Origin of the sequence: Lentzea sp. NBC_00516, assembly GCF_036346835.1 — a bacterium.
In the GTDB taxonomy this organism is placed as follows: Bacteria; Actinomycetota; Actinomycetes; order Mycobacteriales; family Pseudonocardiaceae; genus Lentzea; species Lentzea sokolovensis.
Window position 1 is genome coordinate 5,835,766 of record NZ_CP107840.1, and the last position, 17,764, is coordinate 5,853,529.

16 protein-coding genes and 2 pseudogenes are annotated in these 17,764 nt (G+C 68.4%); 8 read left to right on the forward strand and 10 right to left on the reverse strand.

Features of this window, described 5'->3' with window-relative positions:
• Positions 1-19 precede the first annotated feature (19 nt).
• From OG205_RS25985 to OG205_RS26005, 5 genes and pseudogenes are all read right to left on the reverse strand, one after another.
• Positions 20-544 carry a DUF742 domain-containing protein gene (locus OG205_RS25985; RefSeq protein ID WP_330270676.1) on the reverse strand — a complete coding sequence of 175 codons (525 nt, stop codon included), beginning with the start codon at positions 542-544 and terminating at the stop codon, positions 20-22.
• Positions 541-939 (reverse strand): roadblock/LC7 domain-containing protein, encoded by a 399-nt coding sequence (locus tag OG205_RS25990; RefSeq protein ID WP_093598531.1) that lies wholly within the window; start codon positions 937-939, stop codon positions 541-543. Before OG205_RS25990 ends, OG205_RS25985 begins: the two co-directional genes overlap by 4 nt.
• Entirely contained in the window at positions 936-3,017 is a 2,082-nt protein-coding gene (locus OG205_RS25995) for a sensor histidine kinase (protein ID WP_330270677.1), read from the reverse strand. The genes OG205_RS25990 and OG205_RS25995 overlap by 4 nt, the downstream gene beginning before the upstream one ends.
• On the reverse strand, positions 3,017-3,142 hold the full coding sequence (locus OG205_RS26000) for an MFS transporter small subunit (RefSeq protein WP_330270678.1): 126 nt from the start codon (positions 3,140-3,142) through the stop codon (positions 3,017-3,019). Before OG205_RS26000 ends, OG205_RS25995 begins: the two co-directional genes overlap by 1 nt.
• A gap of 137 nt (positions 3,143-3,279) precedes the next feature.
• Positions 3,280-4,596, reverse strand: a pseudogene (locus OG205_RS26005) (OFA family MFS transporter); the annotation flags it as partial.
• A gap of 295 nt (positions 4,597-4,891) precedes the next feature.
• Here OG205_RS26005 and OG205_RS26010 point away from each other — a divergent pair.
• Both OG205_RS26010 and OG205_RS26015 read left to right on the forward strand, forming a co-directional pair.
• Positions 4,892-5,308, forward strand: coding sequence for a DUF485 domain-containing protein (locus OG205_RS26010; RefSeq protein ID WP_330270680.1), 417 nt, complete (start codon positions 4,892-4,894; stop codon positions 5,306-5,308).
• A gap of 3 nt (positions 5,309-5,311) precedes the next feature.
• Positions 5,312-6,892 carry a solute symporter family protein gene (locus OG205_RS26015; protein ID WP_330270681.1) on the forward strand — a complete coding sequence of 527 codons (1,581 nt, stop codon included), beginning with the start codon at positions 5,312-5,314 and terminating at the stop codon, positions 6,890-6,892.
• 1 nt (position 6,893) lies between these two features.
• Here OG205_RS26015 and OG205_RS26020 read toward each other — a convergent pair.
• From OG205_RS26020 to OG205_RS26035, 4 genes and pseudogenes are all read right to left on the reverse strand, one after another.
• Positions 6,894-8,070, reverse strand: a pseudogene (locus tag OG205_RS26020) (FAD-dependent monooxygenase).
• A gap of 105 nt (positions 8,071-8,175) precedes the next feature.
• Positions 8,176-8,826: a response regulator transcription factor gene (locus OG205_RS26025; RefSeq protein ID WP_330278229.1), complete on the reverse strand. Its 651-nt coding sequence runs from the start codon at positions 8,824-8,826 to the stop codon at positions 8,176-8,178.
• Positions 8,823-10,202, reverse strand: coding sequence for a sensor histidine kinase (locus tag OG205_RS26030; protein WP_330270682.1), 1,380 nt, complete (start codon positions 10,200-10,202; stop codon positions 8,823-8,825). Before OG205_RS26030 ends, OG205_RS26025 begins: the two co-directional genes overlap by 4 nt.
• 8 nt (positions 10,203-10,210) lie before the next feature.
• On the reverse strand, positions 10,211-10,699 hold the full coding sequence (locus OG205_RS26035) for a phosphatase PAP2 family protein (protein WP_330270683.1): 489 nt from the start codon (positions 10,697-10,699) through the stop codon (positions 10,211-10,213).
• 376 nt (positions 10,700-11,075) lie between these two features.
• Between OG205_RS26035 and OG205_RS26040 the strand changes: the two genes are divergently transcribed.
• From OG205_RS26040 to OG205_RS26065, 6 genes are read left to right on the forward strand one after another with little or no spacing between them, the layout of a single operon-like run.
• Positions 11,076-12,893, forward strand: a complete 1,818-nt coding sequence (locus OG205_RS26040; protein ID WP_330270684.1) for a hypothetical protein — start codon at positions 11,076-11,078, stop codon at positions 12,891-12,893.
• On the forward strand, positions 12,893-14,500 hold the full coding sequence (locus tag OG205_RS26045; protein ID WP_330270685.1) for a hypothetical protein: 1,608 nt from the start codon (positions 12,893-12,895) through the stop codon (positions 14,498-14,500). Before OG205_RS26040 ends, OG205_RS26045 begins: the two co-directional genes overlap by 1 nt.
• A gap of 9 nt (positions 14,501-14,509) precedes the next feature.
• Positions 14,510-14,650 carry a hypothetical protein gene (locus OG205_RS26050; protein ID WP_319978001.1) on the forward strand — a complete coding sequence of 47 codons (141 nt, stop codon included), beginning with the start codon at positions 14,510-14,512 and terminating at the stop codon, positions 14,648-14,650.
• Between the two features lie 26 nt (positions 14,651-14,676).
• Complete coding sequence (locus tag OG205_RS26055) at positions 14,677-14,880, forward strand: hypothetical protein (protein ID WP_330270686.1); 204 nt, start codon at positions 14,677-14,679, stop codon at positions 14,878-14,880.
• A 19-nt stretch (positions 14,881-14,899) separates the two neighbouring features.
• Positions 14,900-16,138, forward strand: a complete 1,239-nt coding sequence (locus OG205_RS26060) for a YeeE/YedE family protein (protein ID WP_330270687.1) — start codon at positions 14,900-14,902, stop codon at positions 16,136-16,138.
• On the forward strand, positions 16,138-17,259 hold the full coding sequence (locus OG205_RS26065; RefSeq protein ID WP_330270688.1) for an MFS transporter: 1,122 nt from the start codon (positions 16,138-16,140) through the stop codon (positions 17,257-17,259). Before OG205_RS26060 ends, OG205_RS26065 begins: the two co-directional genes overlap by 1 nt.
• On the opposite strand, the gene OG205_RS26070 is transcribed toward OG205_RS26065, so the two are convergent.
• A complete protein-coding gene (locus tag OG205_RS26070) occupies positions 17,190-17,759 on the reverse strand; it encodes a DinB family protein (protein WP_330270689.1) in 570 nt (189 codons plus the stop codon). The two genes, OG205_RS26065 and OG205_RS26070, sit on opposite strands and share 70 nt — an antisense overlap.
• Between the last annotated feature and the right edge of the window lie 5 nt (positions 17,760-17,764).

Genomic DNA, 17,764 nt, shown 5'->3' on the forward strand with positions numbered 1-17,764 from the left:
AGCGTCGGTGAGGACCCACTCAGAGGCGGCGCAGCCCCGCCAGCACGCGTTCGAGCAGCATCCCGTCCGGCCGGTCGCCGCCGTAGGACGACGCCGTCCGGTGCACGTCGATCAGCCCGTGCCCGGCCATGTCGCCGAGCAGGACCTTGGTGACGCCCAGCGGCAGCCCGCGCAGGGCGGCGATCTCCGCCACCGACCGCGGCTGCGTGCACAGGGCCAGCACGTCCTGGTGCTCAGGGCGCACGGCGGTGGCCGAGAACTCGTTCACCGAGACCAGGGTCTCGATCTCCAGGTGCACGTCGGACGTGGTGCGGCCGCCGGTCCACGCGTAGGCGCGCACGATCGAGGACGACGCGTCGTCCTCGATCGACGGCAACGGTGGGACCGGTTCGAACGGCGCCGTGGCGTACGGGTCCGGCTGCTCCGGCGGCGGTTCCGGCGCACGCTGCGCCTTCTTGCCGCGCTTGCGGATCCGTTCGCTGTCGAAGCTGAAACCGCTGATCAGGTCACCGAAGTTGACCTGATCGTCAGGCTCTCTGCTCATGCCAGCTCTGCCCGCAGTTCCGGCGTGAGCAGCTGGCCCACCTGCCGCACGACCACGGTCATCTCGTACGCGATCTGCGCGACGTCCGCGGAGGACGACGCCAGCACCGCGAGGACCGAGCCGTCGCTGATCGCCGACAGCAGCATCACGCCCCGGTCCATCTGCACGACGGTGCGCACGACCGACTCCCCGGCGAAGCACTTCGACGCGGAGTCGGCCAGCGAGACCACGCCCGCCACGATCGCCGCGAACTGCGGTGCCACGTGCTCGGGCAGCTTCGAGGACGAGATCAACACCAAGCCGTCGGCCGAGATCACCACGGCGTGCTCGATGCCTGGTGTGCGTTCGGCGAAGTTGGTGACCAGCCAGCCGAACTGGTCAACCTGCGTGCTCATCGACTCTCCTGGTGGTCGGGAAGGCCGCGCTGCACACCGCGCTGGAAGGCGTCGAGGAAGCCTCGAGCCGAGTCCGGCGTCTGACGTGCGGGTGCGGGAGGAGGCGGCGGTGCGGCGGCCGGACTCGTCTGCTGGAACCACGAAGCCTGCTGTCGTTCGATCGTCTCCCCTCGGAAAGACTCCCAGGACTCTTCCCGTCGTGGTGCCAGTTCGGCCGGAACCAACACGATCGCGCGAGTCCCTTGGCCCTGTTTGGCGTCCAGACGTACCACGATCTGGTGGCGTGCCGCGAGTCTGCCGACGACGAAAAGTCCCATTTCGCGGAACACCTGGACGTCGACGCCCTCCCCCGCGGCCTCCAGGCGCTGGTTCACGCCGTCGAGTGCCTCGGGGTCGATGCCGATGCCCTGGTCGACCACGTCGATCTGGACGATGTCGCCGGCCTCGATGGACGCGCTGATCGAGACCTGGGTGTGCGGCGGCGAGAAAGCCGTTGCGTTGTCAAGAAGTTCGGCCAGCAACCGGACCAGGTCGCTCGCCACGTAACCGACGACCTCGGCGTTCGGCGCCGTGTGCACCATGACCCGCTGGTACTGCTCGATCTCCGCGGCCGCCGCGCGCAGCACGTCGGTGAGCGGGATCGGCTTGTGGAACCGCCGTGCCACGTCGCCGCCGGAGAGCACCATCAGGTTCTCGTTGTTGCGGCGCATGCGGGTGGCGAGGTGGTCGAGCTTGAAGAGGTTCGCGAGCTGGTCCGGGTCCTCCTCGTACTTCTCCAGCTCCTCCATCAGCTTGAGCTGGCGTTCGACGAGACTCTGGCTGCGCCGCGACAGGTTCACGAAGATGTTGCGCATGTTCGCGCGCATGCCGGCCTGTTCGATGACCGACTTGACGGCCTGCTGGTGCACCTCGTCGAACGCGCGCGCCACCTGGCCGAACTCCTCGGTGGTGTCCACCGGCACGCGTTCGATCTCGGTGCTGCCGCGTCCGGTCGCGACCATCTCGGGAAGCTTCTCCCAGGCCACGTCGAGCGCGGAGCGGCGCAGCGCGTTCAGCGAACGCAGCAGGTAGCGGCCGACGACGAACCCGATGGTGCCGGCCAGGATCAGGCTGGCGAACAGGATCGCGGACGCGGTGCCGGCGGCGTCACTGCTCTCGTCGCGCAGACGGTCGGAGGTGGACCGCAGGTCGTCCTGCAGACCCGTCACCACGCTGTCCATCGCCGTGACGACGGCACCGGTGGCCTTGGTCCAGTCCTGCGTCGCGATCGGCAACGGCTTGGGCCGGTTGGGCCCGGTGGGAGGCACGTCCGAGGTCGGGTGCAGCACGGCGGCGGCCAGCATCGTGCGCTGGGCCTCGGTCTCCGGGCCGCTGAAGTTCTTGCCGTAGAACTTCAGCTGCTCGGGCGTCGCGAGGGCCGCGAACTCGTCCGCGATGTAGCCGAGCTTGACGTTCGACTCGACCAGCGCGCGAACCTCGGCGTTGGTGAGCTGGCCGCGGGTGAGCCCGGACAGCACGACGGCCTGCTGGTAGAGCACCTGGTCGCGGACGTGCACCACGTGGTGCAGGCCCATCGCGGTGCGCAGCAGGGCGGCGTCGCCGAACTCGCTGGCCATCACCTCGTCGACGTCGAGCAGCGAGTCGGTGAGCTCGGTGTAGATCTTGATCACCGCGGGGATGTCGTTGCTGCTGCGGTCGCGCAACACCGTCAGGTCGCCCATGCGGTTCTGGACGTCGTAGATGCGGTCGGTCACGACCTCGCTGAGCGAGGTCTTGCCGATCTGGTCGCGCAGCACCGCGCGGGCGTCGTCGGTGCGCTTGCTCTGCTCGGAGAGGAGCTCCGGACCGACGCCTTCGGCGACGATCCGCCGTTCCGCCTGCACGCCCTCGATCACGGGGATCAGGGCGGCGCGGACCTTCACCAGTCGCTGGAGCGCCGCATAGGACTCGGCACGATCAATCTGTGAATTGATCTGCAGTACGCCGGAGCCCACCGCGATGGTGACCGGAACGATCAACACCGCGGCGAGCTTCACCGGCAGGCGCCAGTTGCGCCAGTTGACGAGCGCGTTGAACATCAGACGAAGAGCTTGGCCGCGTTCAGGAAGAGCCGGTACAGGCCGTAGGCGAGCGGCAGACCCACCCACAGCCAGGCACCGACCAGCAGCAACGTGCTCGATCGGTTTTCTTGGGGTGAGCTCACTTCTTCACCACGCCTTCCGCGTCTTCCTTGTCAACAGCCGTCTCGGCAGCGTCGGCGGCCTCGGCTTCGTTCCACTTGGCGACCGTGGCCTCGTCGTCGTCCTTGGACGAGGGCTTCTCGGTCTCCTCGACGGCCTTCGGCTCGTGGAACTTCGGGTCGACCGGGCGGATCAACTCGTTCGCGACGAAACCGACGACCAGCAGCGCGATCATGATGTAGAACGACGTCGCGTACAAGTCAGGACCGACGTGCCCGGCCTTCTTGCCCGCGTCCGCGATGGCGTTGACGATCAGCGGCCCGAGCACGCCCGCCACCGACCACGCGGTCAGCAGGCGACCGTGGATCGCGCCGACCTGGAAGGTGCCGAACAGGTCGCGCAGGTACGCCGGGACGGTCGCGAAGCCCGCGCCGTAGAACGACAGGATCACCATCGCCGCGATCACGAACAGCGGGGTGCTGGTCGAGCCGACGGTCAGCAGCACCAGGTAGAGCAGCGCGCCGACGCCGAGGTAGAGGCGGTAGATGTTCTTGCGGCCCACGAGGTCCGAAGTGGACGACCAGACGAACCGGCCCGCCATGTTCGCGGCGGAGAGCAGCGCGACGAAACCGGTGGCGGCGGTCGCGGCCACGGGCGTCGAGGACTCCTTGAAGAAGTCGACCAGCATCGGCGCGGCCTTCTCCAGGATGCCGATGCCCGCGGTGACGTTGAAGCACAGCACGACCCAGAGCAGCCAGAACTGCGGCGTCTTGATCGCGTTGTTCGCCGAGACGTTGAAGCCGACGGTGGCCTTCGGCTTGTCCTTGAGCAGCGCTTCCTTCTCCGCCGTGAACTCCTTGGAGGGGAGGCGGATCAGCAGCACGCCGACGCTCATGAAGACCGCGTAGACGATGCCGTGCACGAGGAAGGCCTTGCCGATGCCCGACGTCGAGGTGGCGCCGAACGCCGTCAGCATCGAGGTCGACCACGGCGACGCGATCAACGCACCGCCGCCGAAGCCCATGATCGCGATGCCGGTCGCCATGCCAGGCCGGTCGGGGAACCACTTGATCAGCGTGGACACCGGCGAGATGTAGCCGATGCCGAGACCGATGCCGCCGACGAGGCCGTAGCCCAGGACGACGACCCAGTACTGACCGGCCCACACGCCGACCGCCGAGATCAGCAGACCGGAGCAGAAGGCGATCAGAGACATCAGCATGGCCCAGCGCGGGCCCCTGCGCTCGACCGTCGTGCCGAGCACCGCGGCGGAGAGCCCGAGCATCACAATGCCGAGCTGGAACGGCAGCGCGGACTGCGTTCCGGTGATGCCGAGAGTTTTCTCCAGCGGAGTCTTGAAGACGCTCCAGGCGTAGGCCTGACCAATGGAGAGATGAATCGCCAGTGCTGCGGGCGGAACGAGCCAGCGGTTCCATCCGGGAGGCGCGACCTGACGTTCGCGCGCTAAGAACCCCACTTTATCCCCAACCGTCACCAATACGCGGACCGATCGATCCTAGGCCAGGTGCACACGTGCGACAACGGGCTTGACCAAGGCTTCAGGTGTTGCACAAGACGCAACCTCGGACTCTTCACTTGAGACAAAGCCCGGGACGTACCATTTGAGACGAATGGCGTCCGGTTTACAGTCCGGTTTCAGTCCGATGACCGCCCGGCATTGGTCCGGTTTCGTCCGTTTCCGGGAGATCCGCGTCGTTGACTGCACACGTGAGAGCGCTACAGTGGGCGCCGCACACGAGGGGCAGGGGTACATGACCAAGGCGATGAGGTCGCCTGGCGAAGCGCAGCACGAGTACCGGGAAAGCCGGGGTTTCGCGTCGTTCGACGACCCCGAGACTTTGTCGTACGTCGATTCCGACGGCAACCCGAAGTACGAGCTGATTCGGCAGACCGACGAATTCCGCGTCCTGCGCCGGCGACTCACGACGTTCATCTTCCCGATGACGGCGCTTTTCCTCTCGTCCTACCTGACCTTCGTACTGCTGTCCGCGTACGCGAAAGACTTCGTCAGCACCAAGGTGATCGGGGTGATCAACCTCGGGATCCTGCTGGGCCTCGGACAGTTTGTGACTTCGATCATCATCACGCTCGGTTATGCCCGTTACGCAAAGCGACGGCTTGACCCGCAGCGTCAATTGCTCGCAGAGATGACAGGCGTCGAGGAGTAAGGCATGCCCACCACCGGCAACCCGGTGCTGAACCTCAGCGTCTTCGCGGTGTTCGTTCTGATCACCCTTTACATCGTCTACCGGTTCAGCAGCCGGAACGTGACGGCGTCGGACTACTACGCCGCCGGCAGCTCGTTCACCGGCGCCCAGAACGGCGTGGCGCTGTCCGGTGACTTCCTGTCCGCCGCGTCGTTCCTCGGCATCTCCGGCGGTATCGCGGCGCACGGCTACGACGGGTTCCTCTACTCCGTCGGCTGGGTCGTCGCGTGGCTCGTCGGCCTGCTGCTGATCGCGGAGGGCCTGCGCAACACCGGCCGCTTCACCGTCGGCGACGTGCTGGCGTTCCGGATGAGGCAGCGCCCGGTGCGCGCGGCCGCGGCGAACGCGACGCTGGTGATCTCGTTCTTCTACATGATCGCGCAGATGGCGGGCGCCGGCGGCCTGATCGCGTTGCTGCTCAACGTGACCTCGAAGTGGGGCCAGGCGATCCTGATCGCGCTGGTCGGCATGGTCATGGTGCTCTACGTGCTGCTCGGCGGCATGAAGGGCACGACCTGGGTGCAGATCATCAAGGCCGTCCTGCTGCTGCTCTGCGTGACGCTGATGAGCGTGTTCCTGCTGGGCAAGTTCGGTTTCAGCCTGTCGGCGATCATGCAGCAGGCCACCGAGAACAACAAGCTCGGCGAGGCCGTTCTGGACCCTGGCGCCAAGTACGGCTTCAGCGCGATGTCCAAACTGGACTTCGTGTCGCTGGCGTTGTCACTGGTGCTGGGCATCGCTTCCCTGCCGCACGTGCTGATGCGCTTCTACACCGTGCCGAACGCCTCCGAGGCCCGTCGCTCGGTCGTGTGGGCGACCTGGACGATGGTGATCTTCTACCTGTGCACGCTGGTGATCGGCTTCGGCGCGATGGCACTGGTCGGCACGGACAAGATCGCCGCGGCACCGGGTGGTGAGAACTCGGCGGCGCCGCTGCTCGCGTTCGAGATCGGGGGCGCGGTGCTGCTCGGCATCGTGTCCGCCGTCGCGTTCGCCACGATCCTCGCGGTCGTCGCCGGCCTGACCCTGGCGGCCTCCGCCTCGTTCGCCCACGACGTCTACGCGAACGTGATCAAGCGCGGCAACGCCGAGCCGCGCAGGGAGATCAGGGTCGCCCGGCTGACGGCGGTCGTCGTCGGCATCCTGTCGATCATCGGCGGGATCGCGGCGAACGGGCAGAACGTCGCGTTCCTCGTGTCGCTGGCGCTCGCGCTGGCGGCCTCGGCGAACCTGTCGACGATCCTCTACACGATCTTCTGGCGGCGCTTCAACACCACCGGCACGCTGTGGAGCATCTACGGCGGCCTGGGCTCGTGCCTGACGCTGATCATCTTCTCGCCGGTGATGTCCGGCGCGAAGACGTCGATCTTCCCGGACATCGACTTCGCGTGGTTCCCGCTCGGCAACCCCGGCCTGGTGTCGATCCCGTTCTCGTTCCTGTGCGGGTTCTTCGCCACGATCTTCTCGAAGCGCGAGCCGGAGATGTCCGCCAAGGCAGCGGAGATGGAGGTGCGGGCGATCTCCGGCATCGGCGCCCGCACCTGATTCAGCCCGCGTAGTCCGGCAGTTCGACACCGTTGATCGCACGGTCGACGACCGCCATGAGCGCGTCCATGTCCGGTTCCTGAGCCGGCTCGGCGTCCGGATCCGGAACGGCGCGGCTCGCCACGTGCAGCCGGCCGATCTCCTGGTTGGCCTCGACGAACGGGCGCATCCGCTTCCTCGTAGCCGGCGAACCCGGCCCGGGGGTCCCAGTCGGCGGCGGCCAGTTCCCCTGCCAGCAGGTAGGCGCCGACCAGGGCCAGCCCGGTGCCCCCGCCGGACATCGGCGACGAACTGAACGCGGCGTCGCCGATCAGCCCGACCCGTCCGTCCGACCAGCGGTCCATCACGACCTGGGCGACCTGGTCGAGGTAGAAGTCCGGGCTGTCGCCGACGTGGGCGAGGATGCGCGGCGCCAGCCAGCCCAGCCCGTCCGCCTGCTCACGCAGCAGACGCTTCTGGCCCTCGATGTCACGGTGGTCGACGTCGAAGTCGGCCGCGGGGAACGAGAACATCGCCATCGCCTTGGTGGCGTCCTTGAGCGGCCGCAGACCGGCGGAGCGCCCGGTCACCTGGTCCTGGTAGTCGATCATCCAGCCATCCACGCCGAACTCGTTGGGCACGGTGTAGAAGGCCAGCACGAGTCCGAGGTGGCGCACGTACTTCTCGCGCGGCCCGAAGACCGTCGAGCGCAACGCCGAGTGCAGCCCGTCGGCACCGACCACCAGGTCGAAGCGCCGCCGCCCGCCGCTCGCGAACGTCACGTCGACGCCGTCCGCGTCCTGGGTGAGCTCGGCGATCCGGTCGCCGAAGACGTACTCGACACCATCGCGGGTGTCGTCGTAGAGCACCTGGGACAGGTCTCCGCGCAGGATCTCGATGTCCGCGATGTACCCGTCGCCGCCGTCGTCGTCGGCGCGGTAGGTCTCCAGCACGGTCCCGTCGACGTCCACGGTGTACGCGCCGACCGTGTCGGTGCAGGCCGCGCGCACCTGCGCGTCCAGCCCCATCCGCGCGATGACCTCCTTGGCCACCCCGCGCGCGTCCACCGCCTGACCGCCGGGGCGCAACCTGGGAGCCCGTTCCACCACGGTCACCTCGGCTCCCCGCCGCCGCAACCAGTGGGCCAGCGCGGGTCCCGCGATGCTCGCCCCCGCCACCAACACCTTGATCCCGCTCACCACAGCCCCGTTCGCCAGTCCGATGACGGTCCGGAGTGTACGGTGACCTGCGGCACATGCGAGTGATTTCGCTTGTGCCGCAAGAACATTCAACCCACTTCGGACTTATCCGGCGGGGATGATCCCGGACTCGTGGGCGATGATCGCCGCCTGCACGCGGTTCTTGACGCCGAGCTGGCGGAAGATCGTGCTGACGTAGACCTTCACGGTGCCCTCGACGACGTGGATGCGGGCCGCGATCTCCGCGTTGGACAGGCCGGCGCCGACCAGGCCGAGCACCTCGCGTTCCCGTGCCGTGAGCACCTCGATCCGTTGCGTCGCAAGCGGTCGCGGGTGCGCGCGGGAGAGCTGGTCCACCACTCGCTTGGCCACCACGGGTGACAGGAACGCGCCGCCGCTCGCGACCGCCCGAACACCGGAGATGATCTCCTGCGGGTCGCCGGTCTTCAGCACGAACCCGGCCGCGCCCTCCCCCAGCGCCCGGCTGATGTACGCGTCGTCCGCGAACGTCGTCAGCACCAGCGTCTTCGTGCCCGGATGGCACTCGCGGATCACCTTGGCCGCGTCCAGCCCGTCGAACACGGGCATGCGGATGTCGAGCACGGCGACGTCGGGCCGGTGCCGGGCGACGAGGTCGATCGCCTCGCTGCCGTTGCACGCCTCCGCGACCACCTCGACGTCCTTGGCGGTCGCGAGCACGGCCTTGACGCCGAACCTGACCACCGGTTCGTCGTCCGCGAGCACGACCCTGATCAACCGCTCCTCCTGGCGAGCCACTGCTTGGACACGAGCCGATCATCCCGGAAGCACAGCTGGTGCAGGTCGTGGCGGTCGCCGTCGAACGGGTTGGGGTGCGTGCTGTAGTAGCGGCACTCGGTGCCGGGCGGCGCGGTGACGCCGAGCGGGTTGTCGACGCGGGTGCGCAGCGGCAGATCCATGTCGTCCTCGTTCTGCCCGAGTTGTGCCCGTTCGAACTGCTCCGGTGTGAGAACGGACGTCACCGCGTCGAACACCATGTAGCCCGGCACCCCGATCGCGATTCCAACGCACACGACCGATGTGATCAGCACGGTCCTGCGAGCACTCTTGCGGAGTTCTTTCTCCGTGCGTTCGCGACGCACGTGCGTGGGCGTGTTCCGCGCACGCGGGCGTTCCGGCAGCTTCGCCCTGACCTCGAACCCGCCGTCGTCCGAAGGCGCCGCCTCGAACCAGCCGCCGACCAGCGCGACGCGTTCGGCCAGGCCCACCAGTCCCTTGCCGCTGCCGACCGCGTGGGTCTTCTGCGCCGGGCCGTTCGTGATCCGCAGTTCGAGGTTCGCGGTGAGCTGGATGGTGACCTTCGCGCCGGGTGCGTGCTTGATCACGTTCGTCAGCGCTTCGGCGGTCACCCGGTGCACGGTGCGCGCGATGATCCCGTCGATCGGCGTCGTGCGGCCGTTGGTGAGCTCGACGTCGATTCCGCTCCTGGCAACGACCTCCTCGATCGTCGCGACGGGTTCGTCCTCGTCGGCCCGCAGCACCTGCATGACGTCGGCCAGCCGTTCCGCGGCGGCCGTGACGCTGGCCCGCGCGGTTTTGGCTGCCTCACGTTGTTGTGCGGTCAGAGTGGGTTCCAGCTCCAGCGCACCGGTCAGCAGCGCGGCCCGTGCGAGTTCGTGGCCCACCAGGTCGTGCATCTCGCCCGCGAGCCGGGCCCGTTCGGCGTTGCGCGCGTTGTCGACGTCCCGTTCCAGCAAGGAGGCGAGCTCCCAGCCGACCTCCCGCAGTTCCCAGTAACGGCGGCGGAACCGGCCGAAGGCCCAGGGGATGACGCCGAGCACACCGACGCCGGAGGTCACGGCGAGCGCGGTGTCGGAGCCGCCGCGCTCGGTCAGTGCGACGACGACACCGGCGATCTCGGCGACGGCCAGCGCGATGGCGGCCGGGCGCGGATCCGGGGCGTTGCGGCCGGCGAGAAAGCTGACCAGCGCCAGTGCGGGAGCGAGCGCGATCACCCGGACGTCGAACTCCACGCTGACCAGATAGCAGACGAGCCAGGCTCCCAGCGCGATCCCGAGAGCCACCGCGGGCCTGTTGCGCACCAGGAAAAAGGCCGCGCCGAACAGGACCAGGTAGAGCAGGACCTCCCACACGGCACCCATCATCGCAGTCGCTGCATCACCACGGTCGGCGCGTCGGCGTTGGTCACCACCCTGCGCTGCCGCTTCTCCAGCAGCACCGCGATCCCCCACGACACCAACGCTCCGAGCGCCAGCCCGGCCATGACGTCGTGTACATAGTGGACACCCACGATGACCCGTGACGACGCCGCCGCGATCGCGCACACGGCCGCGATCCAGCCGTAGGTCCGGTGCAGCGCCCAGATCGCCATCGCGGACGAGCCGGCGATCACCGAGTGGTTGCTGGGGAACGACCAGTCACCCACCTCCGGGCACTCCGCCATCGACGGCCGCGTCCGGCAGGGCCTGTCCTCCTGCACGATCAGCTTGACCACCTCGCTGATCGCGTACGCCACCACCACACCCGCGCCGGCGAGGAACGCCCGCAGCTTGTGCTTGAACCACAGCAACAAAAACATCAACGCGAACACGCCGAGCACCGCGTCGGTACCCACAGTCAGCCAAGTCACCCAGCCGAACCTACGAAGGTCCCGGTCCGTGCGCCTCTGCCGATCGGAACCGAGTACCCCTAACTTTCGACAAGGAATGCGTCAGCACAAATAGCAATACAAAAGGAAACTTCGGTGACCGACATAGTCCCTGGACCGATATTCAATCGCTCCCATACTTTGGTCACCGAATTGACAACATAGGGTGACTATCGAGATCCTCAGCGTCATGCGCACCGCTGTCGTCCTGGTAGGACGCCTTCACGTGGACCTGGGTCACCAGGCCAGCGCACTCTGTCGCTCCTTCTGAGCACCCCCTTCCCCGCTTGACCGCTGCTTTCCGCGCACCTCCGGAAAACGGCGAGTTCGGCATGCCCGAAACAAGGAGAACAACGCAATGCGATGGCGAAAAACCCTGGCCGGAGCCGCTGTTGCGGTACTCGCGGCCGGCGTGGTCACGGCCAGCGGGGACAACTCCCCCGCCTATGCCGATGTGCAGACGTTCGTGGACAGCAAGACCGCGTCGGACGGCAAGCAGTACTGGGTGAAGAACCACCTCACCCCGCAGGCACAAACGCGCAGCGGCAGTGGCGAACGGAAGAAGTGGCTTCTCGTCTGGGCTGGAGACGAGAACATCGCGGACACGATCGTCAAGGACCTCAAGAATCTGCCGGGATCGCTGACCGGCGGCCTCGGCAAGGTCACCAACGCGCTGCCGGGGCCTGACTTCCTCGCGGTCATCGACGCGACGGAGGGCTCGCCGGACTACGGCAAGGTCGTGAACACCGCGACCGTCGGACCGTTGGTCGAGAACGAGCCGCACCACATGCAGTACGTGTGGCACAAGGGCGACACGATCTACGCGGGCGCGCTGTTCGCGGCGGCCACCTACGCGTTCGACGTGAGCGCGCTCCCCCAGTTGAAGCTCAAGGGAATCAGCCTGCCGACGAACACGCTCGGCGGCTCCGTCCCGGACGCCTACTGGACGTTGAAGGACGGCACGGCCTACGGCACGTACATGGGTGGTCCCGTGGTGCCCGGTCCGTACGTCTACGCCAACGGGCAGACCGTGGTGGGCAACGGTTTCGCCGGCTCGCCCGGCTCGTTGGTGCGATTCGACCAGACCGGCAAGGTGCTCTCCCAGGTGTCGGCGGCGACGCCTCAGGGCGACGACCCGAAGCTGTGCGCGAACCTGCCACGCCTCGGCGCCCCGTCCTGTGCGAACCCGCACGGCATCCAGGCTCGTGAAGACCTGAACATCCTGGTGACCTCGGACTACGCCGAGCCCCGCAACATCATTCTCGACCCGGTCAAGGCGCCCTCGCCCTACCTGCGTCGCCCGACGGTGCGCACGTGGGACATCTCCGACCGGAACAACCCGAAGCTCAAGGCCGTGAGCTACCTGCAGAACGGTCCCCGCTCCGATCCCGCCGACCGGCTGCACCAGGAGAGCCGCGCGGTCATGGAGACGACGGTGACGAACCTGCCCGGTCACAAGGGCGCGTTCGCCCAGACCATGCAGGGCGGCGCGGTGCACTACACGCCGGACATCACGGCAGCCGAGCCGCACTGGTACGAGGTGTTCGACGACGGATCGGCCGGCAAGGCGATCCACGCGGGCAACGACTCGAACGGCGGCGGTTCGAACGGCGGGTGGATCCAGACCTCGCCCGACGACAAGTACCTCTACCGCGCCATCTCCGGACGGGGCAAGGGCGCGCTCGGCCCGAACGACCCCGGCACCACCGGTGGCGTGTACGTGCTGAACATCGAGAAGCTGCTGGCGGCGGGTACTTCGTTCAAGTGCCGCATCGACACGCTGGCCGAGGCGCAGAACGGTGGCGCCGAGGCCGACTGCCCGTCGCTCGCGGGTGCCGTCCCGATCAACCCCGGCACGCCCGCCGCGGGTCCGCACTGGGGCGCGTACGACAACTTCGAGCTCGGCTCCGACGGCTTCTACCGCGAGATCACCTCGCCGAAGCGCATCGCGGTGTCGAACTACTTCGTCGCGCGCACCGGTCTCGACGGTGACCACAAGGTCAACATCGTGAAGATCGGCCCGAACGGCCAGCTCACGCTCGACACGTCGTTCAAGGACGAGTTCTCCGGCCAGGTCGGCATCAACTTCAACCGCAAGGACTGGCCGCACGGCCCGTTCGGCAACGCGAAGCCGCACTCCGAGCTGTTCGTGATCGCGGATGCGGACGTGAAGTAATGGATCATCCCCACGGAGGTTTCGACGCCGCCGAGGGCGTCTCGGTCTGGGTCGTCGTCGTGCGGCTCGCGCTGCTGCTCGTGTCGGCCCTGATCGCGGGCTCCGGTCTCGCGGTCACGGTCCCGAAATGGGTGAGGGCCGCGAACTTCGCACTCGCGGCGGTCGCTGCCGGGCTCGTCACGGTGTCTCTCGTGGCGTTCGACGCGCACGTGCTCGGCGCGGTGGCGCATGGCGTGCTGGTGGCTCTTGTGCCTGCGCTGCTGGGCAAGCCCGCCGTCCGGTGGGTGGCGGCGGCGCTGACGTTGCTGCTGGTGATCGAGACCTCCGTGGGGGACTCCGGCCTGCTGCTGGTGGCCAACACCGCCTACGTGGCCGGTGCGGTCGCGTGGGTGGCGCTGACGCTGACTCCGGGCGCTCGTTTCCGGCAGCACGCGCTGTCGCTGGGTGTGGTGCTGGCACTGGCCGGTCTGGTGCGGCTGGTGTCGTCCGGGCTCGCGTTCGACCGCCGGATCTACGAGACGGTGCTCGGCCTCTGGCTGGTGGTCGTGGTGGTGCTTCCGTTGGCGGCACTGGGGATTCGCCGGTACGGAACTCTTGCGGTCGCGGCCTCCCTGCTCGCCTGGAGCGGACTGGCCGCGATCCCCTCGCCGCAGGAGCTCCCGATTCCCGGTGTTCCCGTGCTGGCGTCGGCGGGTGGCGTTCCGGTGCTGATCAGCCCGCACCGGCCAGGCGCGAACCTGGTGCACTTCCCGTCCGGGAACCACCACGTGAAGGTCGGCGACGGGCCGGAGATCGCGGCCGTGCCCTCGGCGGGCGCGGACGGCACGTGGGCGCTGGTCGCCCTGCCGGCCGGACGTGGCGAGATCACGGTGATCACCGGCGAGGACTCCTCCGGGGTCTCGTTCGACACCGGAACCGCGCCTGGTCCGGCAGCCGACGAGGAGTGCGCGTCCGCGGCTCTCGGTTCTCTGGTGAGCGGACGGCGGGACGTGCTCACGTCGTGCCCGGCCGACGAACTGTCCACTGAGGACGCGGATTCGCTGACGAAGCTGGTGACGTTCCTGAAGAACAAGGGAGTCACCAGCGTCAAGCTCGTCGAGGACGGCACACCGCGCGGAGTCCGGGCCGCCGCGCTGGTGCGTTCCTCGTTGCCGGTAAGTGATTCTGGCGACGCTCTGGTGGTGCTGTCCGGCTGGTCGGACGGGTACAGGGCGTTGTCACGGGCGGGCGTCGAGCAGGCGGAAAGCCCGGTCCACCCGCACGGCCTGTACGTCGCACCGTGGTTGCTGACGACCCCCATCGCGACCTCGGTGACCACGTTGGCCGTGCCTCTGCGGTTCGACCCGCGCGAACAACTGCCGATCGGTTACGCGATCGAGGTCGGTAACGAGTTCGGCGGCGCGAACCCGACGCCCGCGGGGTTCCGGTCGTGGCTGGGCGGTCAGTCCACCGGCGACCAGGTGCAGATCTACGCGGTCGCGCAGGTGACCGCGATGCCGATGGGACCGGGCGAGGCGCACGGTCCCGGCATGCCCATGCAGGAAGAGCTGGCGGGGCAATGGGTCCCGAAAGCCACCGTCGTACCGGTCAGTCCGGTGCTGTCGTGAAGGAGAGAGATGGCGACGCAGTTCCTCACCGAGTCCGTGCCGATCTGGGTCCTGCCCGGACTCGACCTGGGCTCCGTGCTCGACCCGGCGATCGGCGTTCCCGCCGCTCTGGCACCGATCTTCGAACTGCTCAAGTTCGTCGGCGGCTGATTTTTCCCTCCAGGAAAGGAAGTTCCATGAAGAAGATCGTTGCGGCGGCAGTGCTCAGCGGCGCCGTGCTCGCCGGTTTCGCCTCGCCCGCGCTCGCCGACCCGGTGGTCGTGGACAAGCCCGACACCAGTGATCTCACCAACAAGTGGACGACCGCGCCGCTCGGCGTGCCGATCTTCGGCCTGATCGAGTCCGTGGTCAAGGCGCCCAACTTCATCATCCCCAACTAGTCCCGTTCAGGAGTTCCCGGTGACGACGCAGTACTTCCCGACATCGTGTGCGGCCCCGCTCCCCTCTCCGGAGGAACCGGTCCGCACCGTCCCGCTGGTCGTCGCCGGGCTCCTGGCGGTCGGCCTGACCTGGTTCGTGTGGGCGTCCTACGGCGCGAAGCAGGGCGTGTTGCTCGCGCTCGGCCTGGCGCTGGGCCTCGCGTTGTTCCACTCCCGCTTCGGTTTCACCTCGGCGTGGCGACAGCTGATCGCCGTCGGCAACGGCGCCGGGCTGCGCGCTCACACCGTGCTGCTCGGCACGGCGGCCACGCTGATCGCGTTGATCATCTCGACCGGCTCCGGGCTCTTCGGGTCGGTGCCCAAGGCCGCGGGCAGTCCCCTGGGGCTGGCGTTGCTGGTGGGCGCGGTGCTGTTCGCGATCGGCATGCAGCTCGGCGGGGCCTGCGCTTCCGGCACGTTGTTCGCCGTCGGGTCCGGGCAGTCGACGATCGTGCTGACGCTCTTCGGGTTCATCGCCGGGTCCGTGCTCTACACCTGGGCGTTCCCGCTGTTCGACGGCTGGCCCGCACTTCCGGCCGTGGTGCTGTCCGAGCACGTCGGCTGGTGGGGTTCGTGGCTGATCACGATCGCGGCGCTCGCGGCCATCTTCTTCGTGACGCGGCAGGTGCAGGCCCGTCGCAACCCGCCGCCCGCCGACGTGGTGCCGACCGCGCACGGATTGGCGCGGATCGTGCGCGGCTCGTGGCCCCTGCTGGTCGGCGCCGTGGTGCTGGGCGTGCTGGCGGCAGCCGTGTTCCTGGTGTCCGGGGGCATCTGGGGCGTCACGTTCGCGTTCGCGCTGTGGGGTGCGAAGGTCGTGCAGCTGCTCGGGCTGCACCCCGAGGCGTGGGAGTTCTGGCAGACGCCGGCCAACGCCAAGGCGCTCGCCGCTCCGATCTGGACGGACAAGACGTCGCTGACCAACATCGGCATCATGATCGGCGCCGCTCTCGCTGCGGCGGCGGCCGGAGCGTGGAAGATTCACAGCAGCATCCCGTGGCGGACGGCGCTCGCGGCCGTGCTGGGAGGTGTGCTGATGGGCGTCGGAGCTCGGCTCGCCGGTGGCTGCAACATCGGCGCGTACCTCGGCGGCATCTCCGTCGGATCGCTGCACGGGTGGCTGTGGGGCGTGTTCGCGCTGGGCGGCACGTGGATCGGGCTGAGGCTGCGGCCGTTGTTCGGGCTCGCGAACCCGCAGCCGAGCGACTCGGTCTGCTGATGAGACGGGCGGCCATCGCACTCGTCCAGGTCCTCGGTCTGGCCGTGTGGTTCTCGATGTCCGCCGTCGTTCCTTCCCTGCGGGTCGAGTGGGGCATCAGCGCGGGCGCGGCGGTGTGGCTGACCGCGTCCGTGCAGCTCGGGTTCGTCGTGGGCGCGGTCGGGGCCACGGTGCTCAACCTGGCCGACCGCGTCCGCCCGCACCTGCTGATCGCCGGTTCGGCAGCTTTGGGTGCGGCGTTCACGCTGGTGCTCGGGCTGTTCGTGGACGGGCTGGCCGCCGCGATCCCGTTGCGGTTCCTGACCGGGGTGGCGCTCGCGGGCGTCTACCCGGTGGGCATGAAGCTGATGGCGTCCTGGTCGGAGAGCCGCACCCGCGGCCGTGCCCTGGGCGTGCTGATCGGGGCGCTGACGCTGGGGTCGGCGCTCCCTCACGTGTTCGGGCGGCTGCCGTGGCGCGAGGTGCTCGTCGCTGCCGCTCTGATCGCGTTTCTCGGTGCCGTGGTCGCGCTTCTGTTCGTTCGGCCGGGGCCGTTCGTGAGTGGAACGACCGCGCAGCTCAACCCGCGCTACGCCGTGCAGATGTTCCGCGAGCGCAAGCCCCGGCTGGTGAACCTCGGCTACTTCGGCCACATGTGGGAGCTGTACGCGCTGTGGACGTGGCTGCCGACGTTCCTGCTGAGCTCCGGGGAACCCGTCGGCCTCACCGTGTTCCTGACGATGGGCGTGGCAGGGTTCGCCGGCTGTCTCGCAGGCGGCTGGGCGGCGGACCGGTTCGGCCGCGCGCCCGCCGCCGTCGGAGCGCTGACGGTGAGCGGACTCTGCTGCCTGCTCTCGCCACTGGCCTGGGGAACGCCGCTGCTGATCGCGTTCTGCGCGGTGTGGGGCGCATCGGTGATCGCGGACTCCGGGGTGTTCTCGGCGTCGCTGAGCGAGGTCGCCGACCCGCGCTACGTCGGGACGGCCCTCACCGCGCTGACCGCCGTCGGGTTCGGCCTGACCGTGGTCAGCATCCAGCTCGTTCCGCTGCTCGCCGAGGTCGTGACCTGGCGTTACGCGTTCCTGCTGCTCGTGCCCGGTCCGGTGGTCGGCGCGCTCGCCATGCTCAGGACCAGGTCGTAGTAGCCGTCGGGGTTGTCCGCGCCGGACCGCCCGTCGATGAGCTCCCGCACGACGTCGCAGTGCCCGGCGTGCTGCGCGGTCTCCGCCGTGACGCGGACGAGCAGGTGCCCGAACGTGGTCTGCCGCTTGTGCTCCGGCCACCACTCCACCTCCGCCGGCGCGTCCAGCGGCAGTTCCGCGATCGACTCGTCCGAGTGCTTCCAGGCTGCGCGGTACAGGTCCACGAGGTACTCGCGGCTCTCGGTGGGCTTGGCCCACAGGTCGCCGTTCTCCCAGATCGACTTGTCCTCGACCCACGGCAGCGTGACCGGAGCCGGGCGGCCCGCGCTCGCGCCGAGGTAACCGAACTCGATGCCGATCAGGTGCTTCACCAGGCCGAGCAGGTTGGTGCCGCTGGGCACGAGCGGGCGGCGGACGTCGTACTCACCCAGTCCGTCCAAAGAGGACACGATGGAGTCGCGGGAAGCCTGCAGGTAGCGCTGGAGGTCCTCAGCAATCATGCTTT

What these genes read in the sequence shown, in the direction of transcription:
- OG205_RS25985 (WP_330270676.1), bottom strand. Translation starts at nt 544, where the DNA reads ATGAGCAGAGAGCCTGACGATCAGGTCAACTTCGGTGACCTGATCAGC.
- OG205_RS25990 (WP_093598531.1), bottom strand. Translation starts at nt 939, where the DNA reads ATGAGCACGCAGGTTGACCAGTTCGGCTGGCTGGTCACCAACTTCGCC.
- OG205_RS25995 (WP_330270677.1), bottom strand. Translation starts at nt 3,017, where the DNA reads ATGTTCAACGCGCTCGTCAACTGGCGCAACTGGCGCCTGCCGGTGAAG.
- OG205_RS26010 (WP_330270680.1), top strand. Translation starts at nt 4,892, where the DNA reads ATGACCAAGGCGATGAGGTCGCCTGGCGAAGCGCAGCACGAGTACCGG.
- OG205_RS26015 (WP_330270681.1), top strand. Translation starts at nt 5,312, where the DNA reads ATGCCCACCACCGGCAACCCGGTGCTGAACCTCAGCGTCTTCGCGGTG.
- OG205_RS26040 (WP_330270684.1), top strand. Translation starts at nt 11,076, where the DNA reads ATGCGATGGCGAAAAACCCTGGCCGGAGCCGCTGTTGCGGTACTCGCG.
- OG205_RS26045 (WP_330270685.1), top strand. Translation starts at nt 12,893, where the DNA reads ATGGATCATCCCCACGGAGGTTTCGACGCCGCCGAGGGCGTCTCGGTC.
- OG205_RS26050 (WP_319978001.1), top strand. Translation starts at nt 14,510, where the DNA reads ATGGCGACGCAGTTCCTCACCGAGTCCGTGCCGATCTGGGTCCTGCCC.
- OG205_RS26055 (WP_330270686.1), top strand. Translation starts at nt 14,677, where the DNA reads ATGAAGAAGATCGTTGCGGCGGCAGTGCTCAGCGGCGCCGTGCTCGCC.
- OG205_RS26065 (WP_330270688.1), top strand. Translation starts at nt 16,138, where the DNA reads ATGAGACGGGCGGCCATCGCACTCGTCCAGGTCCTCGGTCTGGCCGTG.
- OG205_RS26070 (WP_330270689.1), bottom strand. Translation starts at nt 17,759, where the DNA reads ATGATTGCTGAGGACCTCCAGCGCTACCTGCAGGCTTCCCGCGACTCC.